The following is a 17,879-nucleotide window of genomic DNA, read 5'->3' on the forward strand; positions in this document are numbered from 1 at the left end:
ATCAAGTTTTTAATATTAGCGGAGAACCATTATGCACGATCTTTATTACAAAGGGCGTATTCACACCAGACAGAACCATGTAACCACAGGTTATAATAATCAGCGTTCCGTTAAGCTTGGTAGTGAAAAACAACCATTAACGCTAGTGGTTAGTAGTGAAGAAAGAAAAGTAGAAATAACAAAGTTAGTAAGCGATAACGACTTATTTGCTGAAATTACGGTAGATAATGCTGTAGAAGAAAACATTATTGAACTTGAAGGCCTATTAAATAAGCCAACGACGACTCGATTTGACAAAACTCCGAACCGTAATGATCCTTGTTCATGTGGCAGTGAAAAAAAATATAAAAAGTGTTGTGGTTAATAATACTCTAGTTATCCGTGATATGTTCCCGCTTTACTTCAAGATACCAGTCTAGGAATAAAAAGGGGAGAATAAGACATTTAATTGTTGTAATCATATTTTAATATATTGAAATACAACAATTAAACGTCCGTTTTCTACTTTAGTTTAAGTAAAGTCAAGTAAAGCTATCTAACATTTACTACACTTTATTGGACTCAACTAAAATTTATAATCTAGCTGTATACCATATACCGCTGGTCGGTCGACAAAGCCATAAAAAGTATCTGTGCCAAAGGTACTACCCGATAATGGGTTATTACCCACATACGTTAACACTTCTTCATTTGTTATGTTTTTACCAAACAAAGCGATGTTCCAATTTTCACTTTCAAGGGCAATTCGTATATCTACTTTGTCGTAAGCGTCAACTTCATAAAGCGGGTTTAAGTTAACATCAACATTTTGTTTTGCAGAGTGGTAAAGCCCTAACGTAGTTCTGAAGTATTCAAAGCCTAAAAATGAAATATCAGTGAAATAGTCAAAACCAATACTCGCGGTAAATTTAGGGGTATATTGTCCAGATTTACCCGTATAATCACACAGTTGATTACCATCAGCACCTATATCACCATCAGGCACTTGTCTGCTATGACAGTTACCATTTGTAAAGTCTTTGTACTCGTGATCTAAATAAGCAATGCCATATTGCATTGATAAACCGTCAAGTATTATCCAGCGACCCTCTACTTCAACTCCTTGAACAACGGTTTCTTTAGCATTACCAACATTAAAGCCGAGTACACCATCAAACTGACTCACCTGTAGGTTGTCGTATTCGGTGCGGTAAAAAGATAAATTTATTTCTAAGGTATCGTCGAGCAATAAGGACTTTATTCCCATTTCATAGGCAGTGGCTTCTTCTTCTTCAAATTCCCATGAATTAACATTATTAGCTCTGGCATCAAAACCACCTGCTTTAAACCCTGTGGTGGCAGAAGCATAAGCCATAATATTTTGATCGATTTTATAACTGATATTAATTAGTGGCGTAAAAGAATTCTCTTTACGATCACCAGTTAAGTTATGTCCTTGGGGTGACAAAGGACTTTGTTCACTTTGAATACCAAAGACAGCATCAAATAAGGCCGGTGCCATAGGATTGGTCGTAATATCACCAGTACCTAGATCAGTAATATTCATAATACGAGATGATGTTTTCTCTTCACTAGTAAAACGGGCGCCTAAGGTAAGTGTTAATGCATCGGTAAAGTGATAACGCCCTTGAAAAAAGGCAGAAATCATATCTGTGTCTAATTGATAATTACGACCTGCACCTTGTCCGGTTAAAGGCGATAGTGCACCACCAGACAATAAACCTAAAACGCTGTTGGTTGGTATTTTAATATTGTCATCAAAGCCAAGCTCACTGGTTTGATAAAAAAGCCCTCCTAGCCAATCGAATTTTTCACCTACCGGAGAAACTAACCTAATTTCTTGACTGAACTGCTCATATTCTTCATCAATGATGACTGAAAAAATAGGTGCTGCAGTATAGTCACAATCACAAGTTTCAACAAAATCGTAGGAAACAAAACCTGATATAGAGGTAAGGGTGTAATCCCCTAATTTGAAGTTAGCCGTTAACGTTGTATTCGTTAAGCTGTTGTTATTACTTTCTTCTGCATCAGCTTGACGCTCATAATTAAATTCACTTTCCGATATTGCATTAGGATGACCTAAAGCCCCTAGTATTTGACTAAAGGTAGCACCTGGAATAGGGGATCCTGCGAGAGATGGCTCGTCCTTAATCACTTCGATTTGTCGCCCAATGCCATCAAACTCATCTTGTTCTACTTTGAATAAGAAGTTCATGGTATCTCTTGGTTCCCACATTAAACTCAAACGAACGGCGCTTTCTTCTCGAATTGTCTCATCACGCTCTTTAAACGTGTTATCAACATAACCATCTTCTGAATAGTCTCTAACGGCTAACCTTGCTGACAAAGTATCAGTTAAAGCGCCTGATACCATACCAGTAAATTCAGTAGCACCTATGGTAGGTTGATACTGTACACCAAGATGAATTTCTGTGTCTTGTGTTGGTTTAGCTGAAGATAAGTTAAGCGCACCCGCTACAGAGTTTTTACCAAACATGATTGATTGTGGACCTTTTAAGACTTCAATTCTTTCTAAGTCAAGAAACGGCATGCGCAGTAATTGTTGGCGGCCATAATGTACACCATCGATATACTGACCAACAGATTGTTCAAAACCTTGGTTATTACCCGTACCAATGCCGCGGATAAACATTTGGGTACTGATACCTGTTTCTGTCATATGTAAATTGGGTACGGAATATTGTAAATCATCAATTTTTTCTATGCTTTTTTCTTTTAAATCGTCTGCACTAAGTACGTTCATTGATATTGGTGTTTCTTGTGCATTTTCTGATCTTTTTTGCGCGGTGACTTGAATAACTTCTAATGTTGCTTGCTCTTGAGCTGTTGCAGCATTAATTGCTAAAGCACAGGCACTCAAGGTGAATATGCTTTTTATTGCCTTATTTTTCATGTTATCTCACTCTATTATTATAATTATTGTTATGGTCTTTTGAGCTTTGCACTATGTTTACAGCTACTTGTTTGCTTTCGGTACAAAGTAGAACAAGCGTCACCATTGGTACGCTTTTACCTTGAGCAACACACAAACATGAAAGTTCAAAAGCCCCTGATAATATAAAGATCAGTGATAGTGAAGATAAGGTGATAAACGGTCAACTTTGAGTGAAAAGCGGTCAATTTGTGGTTAACTGGTGTTAAATAATAAAAAGAGAAATAATGATATGGTTCAACAAAATAGTTTGCCTGCCAATTTTACCGGTCAAGTATTTGCTCATAAACTTAACTTTATTTCGACCACGTTATCTGAAAGCGGTATTGATTTATCATGCTTATTAAAGGGGACTGATATTGAACCGTATGGATTAGATGATCGTGAATATCAAATAAATAAGGATCAAATAGTTTCTTTTTATCGTAATGTTGTGGCATTAGATATACCTGGTATGAGTTTACTGTTGGGATCAGCCATAAAACCTAAAGATTACGGTTTATATGGCTGTACATTATTATGCTGTAAGAGCCTACGGTCAGCCCTAGAGTTTTCTATCCGCTATCATAATTTGGTTACTAAGACGGTTAATATGTCACTACATGTTGATGGTGAGTCGGAACAATCGTGCTTTCGTTTTGAAGATCTTTTACATACCATTGATTTAGAAGAATTTAATATTGAACTACAGTGCGTAATTGTTCTGTCTTTGGTCAGAGACTGTATGGATAGCGAAAACTTCTCTTTTGATGCTTTACGCTTTAGTTTTGATAAACCAAAACATCATCAAGGTTATGAAGACTTTTTTGGCTGCCCAATAACTTACGGAAATCCGTATAATGAATTTGTCTTTGATGACGATAAATTGTCATTAAACACTCCTAAAAGTAACCCTTTTGCTATGCCTTTATTGCTTAGCCAATGCGATAGGGTGTTAAGTTCAGTGGCAACAAAAAATGAATTCTTAATCACTATAAATCAATGGATAGCTGAGAATATGCATAAGGATCTTTGTGCTGAAAACTTAGCGAGTGACTTATATCTCACCCCAAGAACACTGCGTAGAAAGTTATCTGAGCAAGGCACAAGTTTTAGAGATATAGTGAAAGAGTTACGCTGTAGTGCGGCTAAAAAGTTAATAATCGAAACTCAATTAACAATAGAAGATATAGGCTGTGCCATCGGCTTCAATGATGTGTCGAATTTCAGAGCAGCTTTTAAAAAATGGACTGGACAAACACCATCAAACCTTAGGCAAGTTAATTAATCTGCTGAATATAGCCACAGTTATCTCTTTGTTAGGTGAGTTAATAACTACTACACTTCAGTAATATCTAATTATTGATAAAAAGTTGATCTTCATCGTTTCTAATTATTTGACATTGTGGGATATTAACTAGTATGAACTAAGTATTATGGCACTAAGCTTACTGATTCCTATTCATAATATGCTGCTGTGAGTAAACCGTGAAGATGTTATATAACAAGGGTCGCAGTTAGGGAACTATCTTCTTTTCAAAGATACTGGAATTGTTCGCGAAACAACCGATAACTTGGGTATTAATATCAATATTCATATCTCGTAGTCCTTATGACAACGTGACAGTAACTAATGTAGTAACACGCAGTAACTAATAAAAATTTAAGGAGTTGGTGATGCCAACAAATAAACACAAACGTAAAGCGTCTTCCCATTCTAAAACTAAAGCAGTAACAGGTTTCCGATCATCTGGGCTGATAACATCACATCCAAAACCCTTTGCCATAGGTGGTTTGTTTTTTGTTGCGTTAGGTTTATATCTATTGGCTTTTGAATCTCAAAATAATGCAATGTTTGGGGTTGCTATGCTTTCTCTTATTGCGGGTGGTGCTACCACAATTTATGCAAACTTTGCTGTACCTAAGAGAAAAATAGATTAGCTAGGAGCGTTATCAAAGTTCGTTGTTTTAAATTTAAGCGTTTATATGTTTTTATCTCAAAAATCACAACGTTAAAATAATCAATTGTAATTGTATGATTTTTAACATTAGCGTGTGTTTTTTGAACGTTATTATCTAATCCTTCCTTACGATGAAAATTGTTACATAAAATACGACAATAATCGTGCTAAAGAGTAGCATTCTGTCTCACTTTAGATTAAATTTGCGCCTTTAATTTACTACAGTTAACAAGAGCGCCTTATGTTAGAAAATACTCTCCCTCAACTCGAACAACTGATTGAAGACATCATTGCAAAAAATAACCAACTAAAAAGCCAAGTATCTGAACTTGAGCAGCAAAAATCATTGTTGCTTGATGAAAATGAAACTTTGCAACTTGAAGCACTTGACGGTGAAGAAAAGCAAAAACAAGCCAACAGTGTATTAACAAGCCTATTAGGTAAATTACAAAGTGTAGAAGAGGTTAATTAATGATTGCTGAAGACTCTAAAGGTATCAGCATTGAAATAATGGGCAAGCAACACCAGTTTAATTGCTCAGCTGAACAAGCAGAGGATTTAAATCAAGCAGCTAACAGCCTTGCTGTTATGTGTGCTGACATTAAGAAAAAAAATGGTATGGCTAACAGCGAGCGTGCTTTATTGGTTGCGTCAATTAATTTAAGTTATTCACTGTTAATAGCGAATAATAAAATTAAGCGTTATCAACACGGTGAAAATGCTTTGATTTCTACATTAAAAAGCGCTTTATACCAAGCGGATTAATTTTCGCCCAGTGATCAATGCATTTAAACCAGCCCAGCGGGGACGTCTGAACATGAATCGTTCAAGCGTCCTGAAACACGCATCTTCAAGTGGCTTGGCTATATAAGCTTTTAAACGCTGTTACTTTTTCAGTATTTCCGTTATCTGTTGGTTAAGGTTGCAGTAATACTGGGAATTTTATCTCGGTACATTAAGTTGTCTTATTTAGGAAAACCTTCATTATGGCTGATGCCAGCATTGAATTTAAAGGTACAAGCTTTACCCTGTCTGTTTTACATTTGAAAACACCAAAATTAGCAGATATCCGTGCTGATTTAGTAAAAAAAGTGGCTCAAGCCCCTGATTTTTTTTACCTCGTGCCTGTCGTAGTTAATATAGAACAACTAGATTGTTCACTTGATTACCAAGCGGTAAAATCCTTAGTTGAAGAATTCAATTTCACCTTCGTCGGTTTCACTGGTTCGGTGGATAAAGAACAACGTAAACTTATTCGTGAACTTGGTTTTTCTTTTGTGAATACAACAAGAGTTGATACTTCAAAAAAAGCAGCTATTGCAGAAGAGGCTCTAACAACAGAGACCAAAGCAACGGCTGCTATTCCTGAACGTAATTTATACACAGACAAAGTCCACCGAGGGCAAATTCGCTCTGGTCAACAAATTTATGCTAAAGATCAAAACCTCGTAGTAATTGGCTCTGTTTCAGCGGGCGCTGAGGTTATTGCCGACGGTAATATTCATGTTTATGGTTCATTACGTGGTAGAGCCATTGCCGGCGCAAAAGGTCATCACAAAGCGCAAATTTATTGCCAAAATCTTGAGGCTGAATTGGTCTCTATTAATGGTAATTATTGGCTAAGTGAGTCGATGGAGCAACACTGGGGTTCACCTGTATATATTCATTTGACTGACAGCGAACTAACGTCATCAAAACTTATTTAATTATTAATTTATAAAGGATATTCGGTCAATGGCACGAATAATAGTGGTTACCTCAGGCAAGGGTGGTGTTGGTAAAACAACATCAAGTGCTGCAATTGGACTTGGTTTGGCGTTAAAAGGTCATAAAGTCGTTTTAATCGATTTTGATATTGGTCTACGTAACCTTGATTTGATCATGGGCTGCGAACGTCGCGTTGTTTACGACTTCGTTAATGTCATAAATGGTGAAGCAACATTAAATCAGGCATTAATTAAAGATAAGCGCGTTAGCAGTTTGTCGATATTACCAGCCTCGCAAACGCGTGATAAAGATGCGTTAAACAAAGAAAATGTCGGTAAAGTGCTAGAAGAGCTTGGTAAAAGCTATGATTTTATTGTTTGTGATTCACCTGCAGGCATTGAAGCAGGCGCTATGATGGCATTGTATTATGCTGATGAAGCGATAGTTACTACCAATCCTGAAGTCTCATCGGTACGTGATTCTGATCGTATTTTAGGAATGTTAGCAAGTCGTTCACGCAGAGCAGAGCTGGGCTTAGATCCAATAAAAGAGCATTTATTATTAACTCGTTATTCTCCTAAACGTGTAGAAGAAGGTGAAATGCTGAGTGTTGAGGATGTTGAAGATATTTTATCGATACCTTTGTTAGGTGTGATTCCAGAGTCACAAGCAGTACTGAAAGCATCGAATGCAGGTGAGCCGGTAATTTTAGATACTGAAAGTGATGCAGGAAAAGCTTATCAGGATGTTATTGAACGCCTATTAGGTGAAACAGTTGAATTTAGATTTTTAGTTGCCGAGAAAAAAGGCATTTTCAGTCGTATGTTTGGAGGATAACATGGCACTTTTAGATTATTTTTTACGTAAAAAAGAAAAGCAGGTAACAACGGCATCTAAAGCCAAAGAACGCCTGCAAATCATTGTTGCGCATGAGCGTAATAGTCGTAATAAACAGCCAGATTATTTACCACAGCTTACTGAAGATATTCTTAAGGTCTTGCGTAAATACATTAAAGTATCTGATGAAAGTTTTTCTATAAATCTTGATAAAAAAGATGGCGATTTAAACGTGTTAGAGCTAAATATTGAATTGCACGATGAGCAAACCGCTGATTAAGGTTATCTCTTCAGGTCGCTACTAACCGGATTAATGAAATAGTCCGGTTAGTAGTATTTTTTTCTATTTTATTTGCTTACTAAATTCAACATTTAGGTAAGTTCGCCACGTAGACTTTTATCCATCTGCTGGCACATTTCATCATAGCTTAGGTTTTTACTTAATAAATAATGTAACTTGGTTAATGTCGCCTCCAAAGTCATATCATGACCACTGATAACACCTGTCTGACTTAATGCATTACCCGTCGCATAACCCGACATATTCACCGTACCTTTAATACATTGGCTACAATTTACAACAACAATACCTTGTTCTTTGGCTTTTCTTAAACAAGCGAGTAAGGCTTTATCTTGTGGCGCATTACCAACACCGTAGCTTCGTAATATTAGTGCTTTAACCGGTTGTTTTATTACATTATCAATGACTTCACTGCTTATGCCAGGGTATAGGTGAACCACACCAACCGGCTGTGGAGTGATAGTTGAAAGTTGCAAAGGCTCAACCTTGTCTACCAAATGTGCAAGCGTACCTGCAACTAACTGGATATTGATACCCGCTTCGAGTAATACTGGCATATTAGGCGAATCAAAAGCATTGAAACCATCTGCATAGGCTTTAATACAACGGTTACCGCGATAAAGTTTGTTATTAAAAAACAAACTTACTTCACTGATTGGGTAATTAGCGGCAATGTATAAAGCGTTTAGTACATTAACTTGCCCATCAGAGCGAAGTTGACTCAACGGAATTTGTGAGCCTGTTACAATGACAGGTTTACTTAAATTTTCGAACATGAAAGATAATGCCGAGCTAGTATACGCCATGGTATCGGTGCCATGTAAAACAACAAATCCATCGTAGTCATCATAATTAGCTTTAATATCATCAGCGATACGTTGCCAATCACTTGGGGTCATGTTTGATGAATCAATTAAAGGCTGATATTCACTAATGGTAAATTCAGGCATTTCACTACGATGAAATTCAGGCAGGGCATTTATAGATTCAGTAAGATGGCCTTTAGCCGGAACAAAGCCTTGTGTGCTTTGCATCATGCCAATGGTACCGCCAGTGTATGCAACGTAAATTCTTTTTTTCATCATAACTTTGACTACTTATTTATTTCGATAATTTAATGTGATCAATATTCATTAATATGGGGATACATTAATGTGATCAGTCTTTAACAATATTATATCTTAGCAAGCATGAAAGTTGCTATAGCCGTGATAGCAAACGCGCTAATTTGCATTACAACGACATATCATTACTGTGTAAATTAAGAGGGTATTGTTCATCCCTTTTTACAGATTAGTACTCGTGGGAATTTTTATATAAAAAAGAGGTAGTTAATTGCTTAACTACCTCTTTAATTTAACCATTACACAGTGTAATGATTAAATAGTTTTTATGAATCTATGGCGGGTTTTAGTTTGCACCACAAGCAACACATAACGTATAACGACCCTGCGGATCATTAAACTGATTCATAAGGCTTAATTCATTTTTCATCATAGTAATGAATTGCGATAATGGTTTGCTGTTCACTGAACTAGTCGCTAAATCAATAGCAATTTGTTCTTCATTTGCTGTGAATAAGCTTACTAATGTTGATGATTGCCCCAATAATTGTTGGATGATTTTATTACGTGAAGATTGTTCTTTTTCAATCAACAAAGTGTCATATTGCTCAAGCTTTGCCAGTGTTGCGGCAGCAATGACAGCATCAGTTAAATTACCGAGTTCATCAACTAAGCCTAGCTCTTTCGCTTTTTTACCAGACCAAACACGTCCTTGAGCAATCGCATCTACTTCTTCCAAAGTCATATCACGATTAGTGGCAACAAGTTGTATAAACTCTTGATAACCTCGGTTAATAGATAATTGGAATAAATTAGCCATACCTGGAGTTAGGGCTTGAGTCGGACCAAATCCAGCAATATCAGTGGTACCAACACCATCAGTATAAATACCCATTTTGCTTAATGAGTCTTCGAAAGTCATCATCATGCCAAAAATACCAATTGAGCCTGTAATAGTAGAAGGAGCAGCATATATTTTATCAGCCGGTGCTGAAATCCAGTAACCACCTGAAGCGGCATAAGTACCCATTGAAGCAACGACAGGCTTGCCTGCTTTTTTCAATAACTCAACTTCTTGACGAATAATTTCTGAAGCATAAGCACTGCCACCAGGGCTATCTACACGAAGTACAACCGCTTTAACATCATCATTATTTCTTGCTTTACGCAGTAACTTAGCTGTACTGTCACCACCTATGGTGCCAGGCTTTTGAGTACCATCTAAAATAGTGCCTTTAGCAACAATAATGGCAACTTTATCGTTACTCTTTTCCGCTAGCGCAGCGCTTTCTTCAATAGCGGAGCTAGTAGCAGCCATATAGTTTTTGTAACCAATATGGTTGTAACTATCACCTTTTTTGTTTGCTCCCACTAATTCAATTAGCTCGGAGCGCATTTCTTGGCGTGACTTCAATTGGTCAACCCAGTTATTTTTTAATGCATATTGAGCAAAACTACTATCAGCTGCACTAAATTTGGCAACTAAGTTATCAATGTTCTCATCAAAATTTTCAACACCAAAACCACGTCGCTCAGCAACATCTTCTTTGTACTGCATCCATAGATCAGCTAACCAAAGTTTGTTAGCTTTTTTGGCGGCATCAGACATATCATCTCGAATAAAAGGTTCAACTGCTGATTTAAAAGTACCGACACGGAAAATATGTTGGTTTATCGCTAATTTCTCTAATGCCGATTTAAAGTACATTTTATAACGGCCATAACCATCAAGTAACATGAAACCTTGTGGATTTAACCAAATGTCATTGGCTGTACTAGCAAGGTAATATTGGTCTTGGGAAAATTGGTCACCAAGGGCAATAATTTGTTTACCGCTACTTTTAAAGTCTTCTAGCGCTGCTGCGATGTCTTGCAACTTAGTTAAGCCAGATCTATTTAAGCCTTGTAGTTGTAAAACTAATATTTCTACCCGATCATCTTTTTTAGCTTTACCAATAACATCAAGGATATCTGCTAGTAAAACTTCTGGTTTATCATCTTGTTGTTCCATGGCTTCACTTACAAAAGCTTCCATAGGGTCAACTTCACGCTTTTGTTCTACTACATCACCAACAAGGTTCAGTACTAAGGCCGTTTTTTCCGGCACTGTTACTTGCTCTTCACCGCTTGATAGGATGACGCCTATGAATGAAAATAACAGTATAAAAAATACTAGGTTTAGCACAACAGAGCGGGTAAACGTTAATACTCGCCAAATTGAAGAAAAGATCCGTTTTATAATGCCTGGATTATTATTCATATATATTTATCTTAAATTGATTAAATTAAAAACTCAGAGCTATACTACCTTAATGTTTACTAAAACTTAACAAATGACCTAAGGTAGATTGTAACTATTTATGGCAATTGCCTTTTTACAACTATTTATATGACTTCCAACATTTTTTTAATATGTTTTGAAAGACTTTACTGGTTTAAACGTTCTTACTATTAATCGTATTATTTTATTAAAAGATAACCACTATGCAAAGATTACAACATTACTACCAGTGCTTTTTAGCGCAACTTAAAAACTTTGACGGTATTCCTGCTTTATTACTGAGGCTATACCTTGCTCCCGTATTTATCATGGCCGGTTTTAGTAAAACCCAAATGCTTAATGAAGAGGTTACAGGTTTTAGTGCCATCATGGCTGATCCTAATATTATTGCTTGGTTTGGTAATAGTGATTGGGGTTTAGGTTTACCATTCCCAGCTTTACTGGCTAATTTAGTGATTCTGGTAGAATTTTTTGGCGGTTGGTTATTATTATTTGGTGCATTAACACGTTTAATTAGTATTCCATTAATGTTTACCATGATTGTTGCTGCAACATCAGTGCATGCTGATAATGGCTGGTTTGCTATTACCCCAACTAATAGCGATATTAGCCCAGCTAAAGTGGCTGTTTGGCTTGGTATTGATAGTGCGCAAGCAAGTTTAGATAACAGCGAACAAACAGCGACACGCCTTGAAAAAATGCGAGAATTGATTGAAGAGAATGGTAATACCGATTGGCTTTATGAAAAAGGGAATATTGTAGTACTAAATAACGGGATAGAGTTTTCTACTACCTACTTTATTATGCTGCTGTCATTATTCTTCATTGGTGCAGGGCGTTATACCAGTGTTGATCATTTTGTTGCCAAACGATTTTTGATAGAAGAGAAACGCTTTAGTTAGCTGGGTCTATGTTAACTAGTCCTATAATACTTAATTGTATTTTTGATTAGATAACCATTCCTTCTAATTCATTAAAATTATAAAGCTGAACAGAATAAAATTCTGTTCAGCTTTTTTTATATCCGTTACTAAAACACTAACACCTAGATAATTTATATATCAAGAGCAGAGTAGTTATCGTGTAACTAACGACTGAGCTTCTTCTTTTTAAATCGTGGCAGTAAATGACCAAAGTGATAAATACTTAATCCCAATAACACCATAAACGCACCTAATATCAACTTGTCATTGATAACCTCACCATTTAATACTGCACCTAAGGTCAAAGCAATCACTGGCGTAATTAGAGTAATCAAAGTTACGTTACTGGCTGATAATTTCTGTAACACGGTAAAATAAGCATAAAAACCAATCAAGGAACCAAATACACCTAAATAGAGTGTTGCCCAAAGTGATTTTGCTTGCCAGGTCTCAATCGGCAAAGTGCCATCCAATAATAACCAGCTCGCTAAAAACAGTGGTGTTGCAACCGATAGCGCCCCGACCGTAGTCGCCAATGGATGAATAGCCAATGAGACACTTTTAACTAATACACCACTTAAACTAAAGAAAAATACCGCCATTAATATAAAAATGACTCCGTAAATACCATCATCCGCTAAGTTAAAGTTATCCGAGCAAACTACGGCTAAACCTATTAATGAAATAGCCATAGAGAATTTACGCATACCACTTATATTGGGCTCTGCTAATATTTTCTTTGCTAATAATGCCGAGATAACGGGTGATAAGCCAAAGACCAAAGAAATAATGCCAGACGATAAATAAGCTGCAGATAGATAAGAGCAGAGCATGCCACCAAAAATACCTAACGCCGAAAAGCTGTATAACTTTACTGCCTGTTTGTGCCAAGGAATATGAATATTGCGTATTTTAATCACTAGAGTGCCTAATACTAAGGCGATTAGCATTCTAAGTAGTACTGCTAAACTCGGATTAATTGATTCGCTACTCCACACTATACCCAATGGGGTGGTAGACCATATTAATAGTACCGCCAAATAGGCAATTGACACTGACATTTCTCTCTCCTTTTTTACATTTAAAATTTCTGTCGTTAAAGTTAGTGTTTAAAGTAAATATCAAGTGGACTAACTTATTAATCCGTTTGATATAAAGCAGAAAGTTGCGGTTTTTGTGGGGAACTATTGAGAAAACAAAAAAGCCGCAAGAAGTGATTTCTGCGGCTTTAAAAGTGAACTAATTAAATTTGATTAATTATGATTTTTCAATGCTTCGCAGAGGGGAGGCCAACTTGACTGGCGATTAACTAGCCACAGTCGATTGACCACAAACAGACAGCTAGTAGCAATCGCTTTATGGTTTCGAATATTTATCATGGCGAGTAAGGTGCTTTGCATTGTTTAAATTATCTTTATGTTTATCTTTAGTTTTAATTTACAGCTCAGTTACGATTCATACTGGCGGTTGGGTAAATTTAAGTCAAGGATAAAAATCATTACGTGATATTTAATTTTTATTTTAACTTTTTCTGATAACAACGTGCACAAGCACAAACTTAACGATAAACTTCTATGATAACCACTTGTTAGAGGTATTTTATGGACGCTATTGAATTATTACTACAACGACAGTCAACGCCTGTTTTAACAGATCCTGCGCCAACTGAAGCAGATCTAACCACTTTATTATCAGCCGGTATGCGAGTACCGGATCATGGCGGATTAAAACCTTGGCATTTCCATGTTATTACCGGACAAGGTTTACAGCGATTAAGTGATATCTATGTTGAAGCAACTACTATCAACATGGCTAGCCAAACTGGACTCATTGAAGGGGCAAGCATAGATGAACATGCCTTAAATGAGAAAATGGCGAAAGTAGCTAAAAAACCATTTAGAGCGCCGATGATTATTGTTATATCAACACAATACGTTGAACATAATAAAGTACCATTACAAGAGCAGTTAATTACCGCGGGTTGTTGTGCACATGCTATGCAAATGGCTGCATTCTCACTTGGCTATGGCGCTATGTGGCGTACTGGAGGATTTGCGTACAATGAAACGGTTAAACAAGGTTTAGGGGTTGAGGAAGGTAATGACATCGCCGGATTTTTATATATCGGCACCCCAAGTAAAGTATGTAATACAAAACCAGCCAAAAGTTATCAAGATAAAGTGACATTTTGGCAGTAGCTAACGACGTGTTTAATCGTAGCTTGATACTAGCTAATTAATCATCACTGTTAATTGATTACCAACAGCTTTAAATATAACTGTTAGGTAATAAATCTCGTTTGATTAGGCAATAAAAAAGGCGACATTATGTCGCCTTTTTCGTCTCTAACTCAGTGCCTAACACGTTAACTTTAACGTAATGCTAAAATTTATGCTTAAAACGCTGCGTTGTTAGGTGTTCTTGGGAATGGAATTACGTCACGTACGTTTTGCATGCCTGTTGCATATGCTACTAAACGTTCAAAACCTAACCCAAAACCAGAGTGAGGTACAGTGCCGTAACGACGTAAGTCTCTATACCAACCGTAATCAGCAATATCTAAGCCCATTTCTTCTAAACGGCTATCTAATACGTCAAGACGTTCTTCTCGTTGGCTACCACCAATGATTTCGCCAATACCTGGTGCTAAAATATCCATAGCAGCAACAGTTTTACCGTCATCATTTAAACGCATGTAGAAAGACTTAATATCTTTCGGGTAGTTTTGTAAAACTACTGGACCGTTAAAGTGCTCTTCAGCTAAATAACGCTCATGCTCAGAGTTTAAATCTACTCCCCAAGATACCTGATTTTCAAATTTCTTACCGCAGTTTTCTAATATAGTGATAGCGTCAGTGTAATCAAGGCGAACAAAGTCGGTATTGATTACTGAATTCAAACGGTCAAGAACAGTCTTATCTACACGTTGTTGAAAGAAGGCCATGTCGTCAGGACGCTCTTCAAGTACCGCTTTAAATACATACTTAAGCATTTCTTCTGCTAAATCTGCCGCGTCTGATAAATCAGCAAAAGCGATTTCAGGCTCAACCATCCAAAACTCTGCTAAGTGACGGGTAGTATTAGAGTTTTCTGCTCTAAAAGTAGGTCCAAAAGTATAAACTTTTGATAACGCGTTACAATATGCCTCTACGTTTAATTGGCCTGATACCGTTAAAAAGGTCTCTTTACCAAAGAAGTCTTTGTTGTAGTCAACTTTACCTTCATCGTTACGTGGTAAGTTTTCCATATCTAATGTACTTACACGGAACATCTCGCCAGCGCCTTCACAATCACTACCCGTGATAAGTGGAGTACTAATCCAGAAGTAACCTTTGCTATGTAAGAATCTGTGAACAGCTTGCGCTAAACAATTACGTACACGAGTTACCGCGCCGCCAATATTGGTACGAGGACGTAAATGCGCTTGTTCGCGTAAAAATTCAATACTGTGACGCTTAGCAGCCATTGGATAAGTATCAGGGTCTTCAACGAAACCTAGTACTTCAACCGCAGTTGCTTGTATTTCGTATGCTTGTCCTTTACCAGGAGATTCAACCAAAATACCGGTGACTTTTACTGAGCAGCCAGTCGTTAATTTAAGAATATCGCTTTCATAATTGTCGAGTTCATTAGGTACAATGGCTTGAATAGCATCAAAACATGAACCGTCATGTAGTGCTAAAAATGAAATACCAGCTTTCGAGTCACGGCGTGTTCTGATCCAACCGTGGACGGTAATGCTCTCATTAACAGGGAAGTTACCCGCTAATACATCAGTAATTGCTATAACTGACATTTAATGACCTCTTATTCTTATGTAATTGATTGAAATTGCGTTATACCAAGTTAATTTCGTTATGTTCCATCACGCTAAGTGAGGGATAAATCTTAACTAATTGGCATTATGCTGAAAATGGGGTGATATGTTACCGTGACAAGGCTTAATTGCAATGCTTAATTGCAATGAAAATAACAAATAGCCATTGGATTTATTAATTGTGCATTTGCTATAGTAGTATAAAGCGCATAAATGGATGAAAGCAGCGGTAATGAAACAAAATAGTGATGAATTTGCCAAGGTAAAGCAAAAAGTTGACCGGAGAACAGCAACAGACTTTTGGAGTTACGCCCAAATAACACTAGTCCTACTTAGCTGGTTACTTTTTATTATCGCGCTGGTGATGTCTTATTATGCTGCGCCTGATAAAGATTATGGGGTATTACGCTATTATGACATTGAAATCCGCCAATTTTGGTTAACTCCATTGACGGGTTATCTTTATATTTTGTTATGGCTTAGTGCTCTGGGTAGTTATTTAGCGCTAATGACGGATAAATATCGTAGTCGGCGCCGCAGTGATGCGCCTCTTGGTAACTTGATCTTCTTACTAGCAGTTAACCTGACTTGGTTAGTCTATATATTAGTTAAGGTACAGTAATAGTGATGTAAACTGATGACTGCACACTTAACTAATTAATCACTCAAACAATTTTAAAAGTTAAACTAATCAGTTAAAACATTCATCTTCATCTAAAACCGTTGCCATGGCATTAACCAAAGTAATTAATTGCTCTGTGGTGATAATTAGTGGCGGGATAATATAGATTAGTTGGCCAAAAGGTCTGATCCAAACACCTAATTCAACGAAACGTTTTTGTATCTGCGCTACATTAACACTTTGTTTGCACTCTATTGCGCCAATACTTCCCAGCACACGCGTATCTTTTACTCTTTCATGTTTTTCTAACGGTTTAAGATGGCTAACAAGAGTACGTTCGATACCTCGCACTTGAGATTGCCAATCATTTTCCAATAATAAATCTATGCTAGCATTCGCAACAGCACAGGCGAGGGCATTTCCCATAAACGTAGGCCCATGCATGAAACAACCCGCAGCGCCTTCGCTGATGGTTTGTGCAATGTGCGTAGTACACAAGGTTGCTGCTAGGGTAATATAACCACCTGTTAGGGTCTTTCCTAAACACATTATATCTGGATTAATGCCTGCCCATTCACAGGCAAATAGTTTACCGGTTCTGCCAAACCCCGTAGCTATTTCATCGACTATAAGTAACACATCATACTTATCACAGAGTATGCGACAGGCTTTTAAATACTCAGGGTGATAAAAACGCATACCACCCGTGCCTTGCACTATAGGTTCGATAATAAATGCAGCTATGTCATTATGGTGTTCTGCAAATAAGGCTGAGAGCTCAGTAACATCATCACTTGACCATTTTTCACCAAACTTTATCGTAGGCGCCGGAGCAAAGTAGTGCTGCATTAATACTTGTTCAAATATTTGATGCATACCCGTTATAGGGTCGCATACCGACATTGCGGCAAAGGTATCACCGTGATACCCATTCTTAACGGTTAACAGCTTAGTTTTAGTTAATGTAATCTTGTTTTTTTCAGCGACTGCATGTTGATACTGAAGAGCCATTTTCATCGCGACTTCAACACTCACTGAGCCAGAATCGGACAAAAAGACTTTGTCTAAGCCTGCAGGCGTTAAATCAATTAATTTTTTACATAAGGTAATAGCACTTTGATGCGTTAAACCACCAAACATAACATGCGACATTTTTGACGCTTGTTCCACAAGGGCTGCATTTAACTTTGGGTGATTATAACCATGTAAAACAGACCACCATGAAGACATACCATCAATAAGTTGTTCACCGCTGGCTAAGTTGATTGTTACGCCTTGTGCACTATCAACCAAATAACTTGGTAGTGGCTCTGACATTGAAGTATAAGGGTGCCAAACGTTCTCTTTATCAAAACGAAGTAGTGAGTTTTGTTCAGACGGGGTCATAATTGTATGTTTATTGTGCATTTGTTAACCAAAAGTGTTATTAGT

The 17,879-nt window shown here is 37.1% G+C and carries 17 protein-coding genes; 11 read left to right on the forward strand and 6 right to left on the reverse strand.

The annotated features are described in order from the left end of the window. Positions 1-31 precede the first annotated feature (31 nt). The gene (locus tag ESZ36_RS18405) at positions 32-364 is read left to right on the forward strand and encodes a PBPRA1643 family SWIM/SEC-C metal-binding motif protein (RefSeq protein WP_146790569.1); all 333 of its coding nucleotides are present in this window, start codon (positions 32-34) and stop codon (positions 362-364) included. Positions 365-565: 201 nt separating this feature from the next. On the opposite strand, the gene ESZ36_RS18410 is transcribed toward ESZ36_RS18405, so the two are convergent. Further along, the gene (locus ESZ36_RS18410; RefSeq protein WP_146790571.1) at positions 566-2,917 is read right to left on the reverse strand and encodes a TonB-dependent receptor; all 2,352 of its coding nucleotides are present in this window, start codon (positions 2,915-2,917) and stop codon (positions 566-568) included. 271 nt (positions 2,918-3,188) lie between these two features. Here ESZ36_RS18410 and ESZ36_RS18415 point away from each other — a divergent pair, with 271 nt between their 5' ends. The 7 genes from ESZ36_RS18415 (at position 3,189) to minE (ending at position 7,720) form a co-directional block, all read left to right on the forward strand. Continuing rightward, positions 3,189-4,223, forward strand: a complete 1,035-nt coding sequence (locus ESZ36_RS18415) for an AraC family transcriptional regulator (RefSeq protein WP_146790573.1) — start codon at positions 3,189-3,191, stop codon at positions 4,221-4,223. Positions 4,224-4,612: 389 nt separating this feature from the next. Next, a complete protein-coding gene (locus ESZ36_RS18420) occupies positions 4,613-4,876 on the forward strand; it encodes a hypothetical protein (protein ID WP_146790575.1) in 264 nt (87 codons plus the stop codon). 261 nt (positions 4,877-5,137) lie between these two features. Continuing rightward, the gene (locus ESZ36_RS18425; protein WP_146790577.1) at positions 5,138-5,368 is read left to right on the forward strand and encodes a DUF904 domain-containing protein; all 231 of its coding nucleotides are present in this window, start codon (positions 5,138-5,140) and stop codon (positions 5,366-5,368) included. Next, a complete protein-coding gene (locus tag ESZ36_RS18430) occupies positions 5,368-5,661 on the forward strand; it encodes a cell division protein ZapA (protein ID WP_146790579.1) in 294 nt (97 codons plus the stop codon). The genes ESZ36_RS18425 and ESZ36_RS18430 overlap by 1 nt, the downstream gene beginning before the upstream one ends. A gap of 221 nt (positions 5,662-5,882) precedes the next feature. Continuing rightward, a complete protein-coding gene (gene minC / locus ESZ36_RS18435) occupies positions 5,883-6,602 on the forward strand; it encodes a septum site-determining protein MinC (protein WP_146790580.1) in 720 nt (239 codons plus the stop codon). Between the two features lie 28 nt (positions 6,603-6,630). Continuing rightward, the gene (minD, locus tag ESZ36_RS18440) at positions 6,631-7,440 is read left to right on the forward strand and encodes a septum site-determining protein MinD (RefSeq protein WP_146790582.1); all 810 of its coding nucleotides are present in this window, start codon (positions 6,631-6,633) and stop codon (positions 7,438-7,440) included. A gap of 1 nt (position 7,441) precedes the next feature. Continuing rightward, positions 7,442-7,720: a cell division topological specificity factor MinE gene (minE, locus tag ESZ36_RS18445; RefSeq protein ID WP_011043392.1), complete on the forward strand. Its 279-nt coding sequence runs from the start codon at positions 7,442-7,444 to the stop codon at positions 7,718-7,720. Between the two features lie 92 nt (positions 7,721-7,812). Here minE and ansA read toward each other — a convergent pair whose 3' ends face one another. Together ansA and sppA are read right to left on the reverse strand one after the other, a co-directional pair. Then, the gene (gene ansA, locus ESZ36_RS18450) at positions 7,813-8,826 is read right to left on the reverse strand and encodes an asparaginase (RefSeq protein ID WP_146790585.1); all 1,014 of its coding nucleotides are present in this window, start codon (positions 8,824-8,826) and stop codon (positions 7,813-7,815) included. A 325-nt stretch (positions 8,827-9,151) separates the two neighbouring features. Then, a complete protein-coding gene (sppA, locus tag ESZ36_RS18455; RefSeq protein WP_146790587.1) occupies positions 9,152-11,065 on the reverse strand; it encodes a signal peptide peptidase SppA in 1,914 nt (637 codons plus the stop codon). A 224-nt stretch (positions 11,066-11,289) separates the two neighbouring features. On the opposite strand from sppA, the gene ESZ36_RS18460 reads away from it, so the two are divergent. After that, on the forward strand, positions 11,290-11,988 hold the full coding sequence (locus ESZ36_RS18460; protein ID WP_146790589.1) for an HvfX family Cu-binding RiPP maturation protein: 699 nt from the start codon (positions 11,290-11,292) through the stop codon (positions 11,986-11,988). Positions 11,989-12,173: 185 nt separating this feature from the next. Here ESZ36_RS18460 and ESZ36_RS18465 read toward each other — a convergent pair whose 3' ends face one another. After that, entirely contained in the window at positions 12,174-13,070 is an 897-nt protein-coding gene (locus tag ESZ36_RS18465) for a DMT family transporter (RefSeq protein WP_146790590.1), read from the reverse strand. Positions 13,071-13,610: 540 nt separating this feature from the next. On the opposite strand from ESZ36_RS18465, the gene ESZ36_RS18470 reads away from it, so the two are divergent. Beyond that, positions 13,611-14,207, forward strand: coding sequence for a nitroreductase family protein (locus ESZ36_RS18470; RefSeq protein WP_146790592.1), 597 nt, complete (start codon positions 13,611-13,613; stop codon positions 14,205-14,207). Positions 14,208-14,404: 197 nt separating this feature from the next. On the opposite strand, the gene asnS is transcribed toward ESZ36_RS18470, so the two are convergent. Then, the gene (asnS, locus tag ESZ36_RS18475; RefSeq protein WP_146790594.1) at positions 14,405-15,805 is read right to left on the reverse strand and encodes an asparagine--tRNA ligase; all 1,401 of its coding nucleotides are present in this window, start codon (positions 15,803-15,805) and stop codon (positions 14,405-14,407) included. Positions 15,806-16,058: 253 nt separating this feature from the next. On the opposite strand from asnS, the gene ESZ36_RS18480 reads away from it, so the two are divergent. After that, positions 16,059-16,448, forward strand: coding sequence for a hypothetical protein (locus tag ESZ36_RS18480; protein ID WP_146790596.1), 390 nt, complete (start codon positions 16,059-16,061; stop codon positions 16,446-16,448). Positions 16,449-16,517: 69 nt separating this feature from the next. On the opposite strand, the gene bioA is transcribed toward ESZ36_RS18480, so the two are convergent. Next, a complete protein-coding gene (gene bioA, locus ESZ36_RS18485; RefSeq protein WP_211357810.1) occupies positions 16,518-17,855 on the reverse strand; it encodes an adenosylmethionine--8-amino-7-oxononanoate transaminase in 1,338 nt (445 codons plus the stop codon). Between the last annotated feature and the right edge of the window lie 24 nt (positions 17,856-17,879).

The organism is Colwellia demingiae (assembly GCF_007954275.1).
Taxonomy (GTDB): Bacteria; Pseudomonadota; Gammaproteobacteria; order Enterobacterales; family Alteromonadaceae; genus Colwellia; species Colwellia demingiae.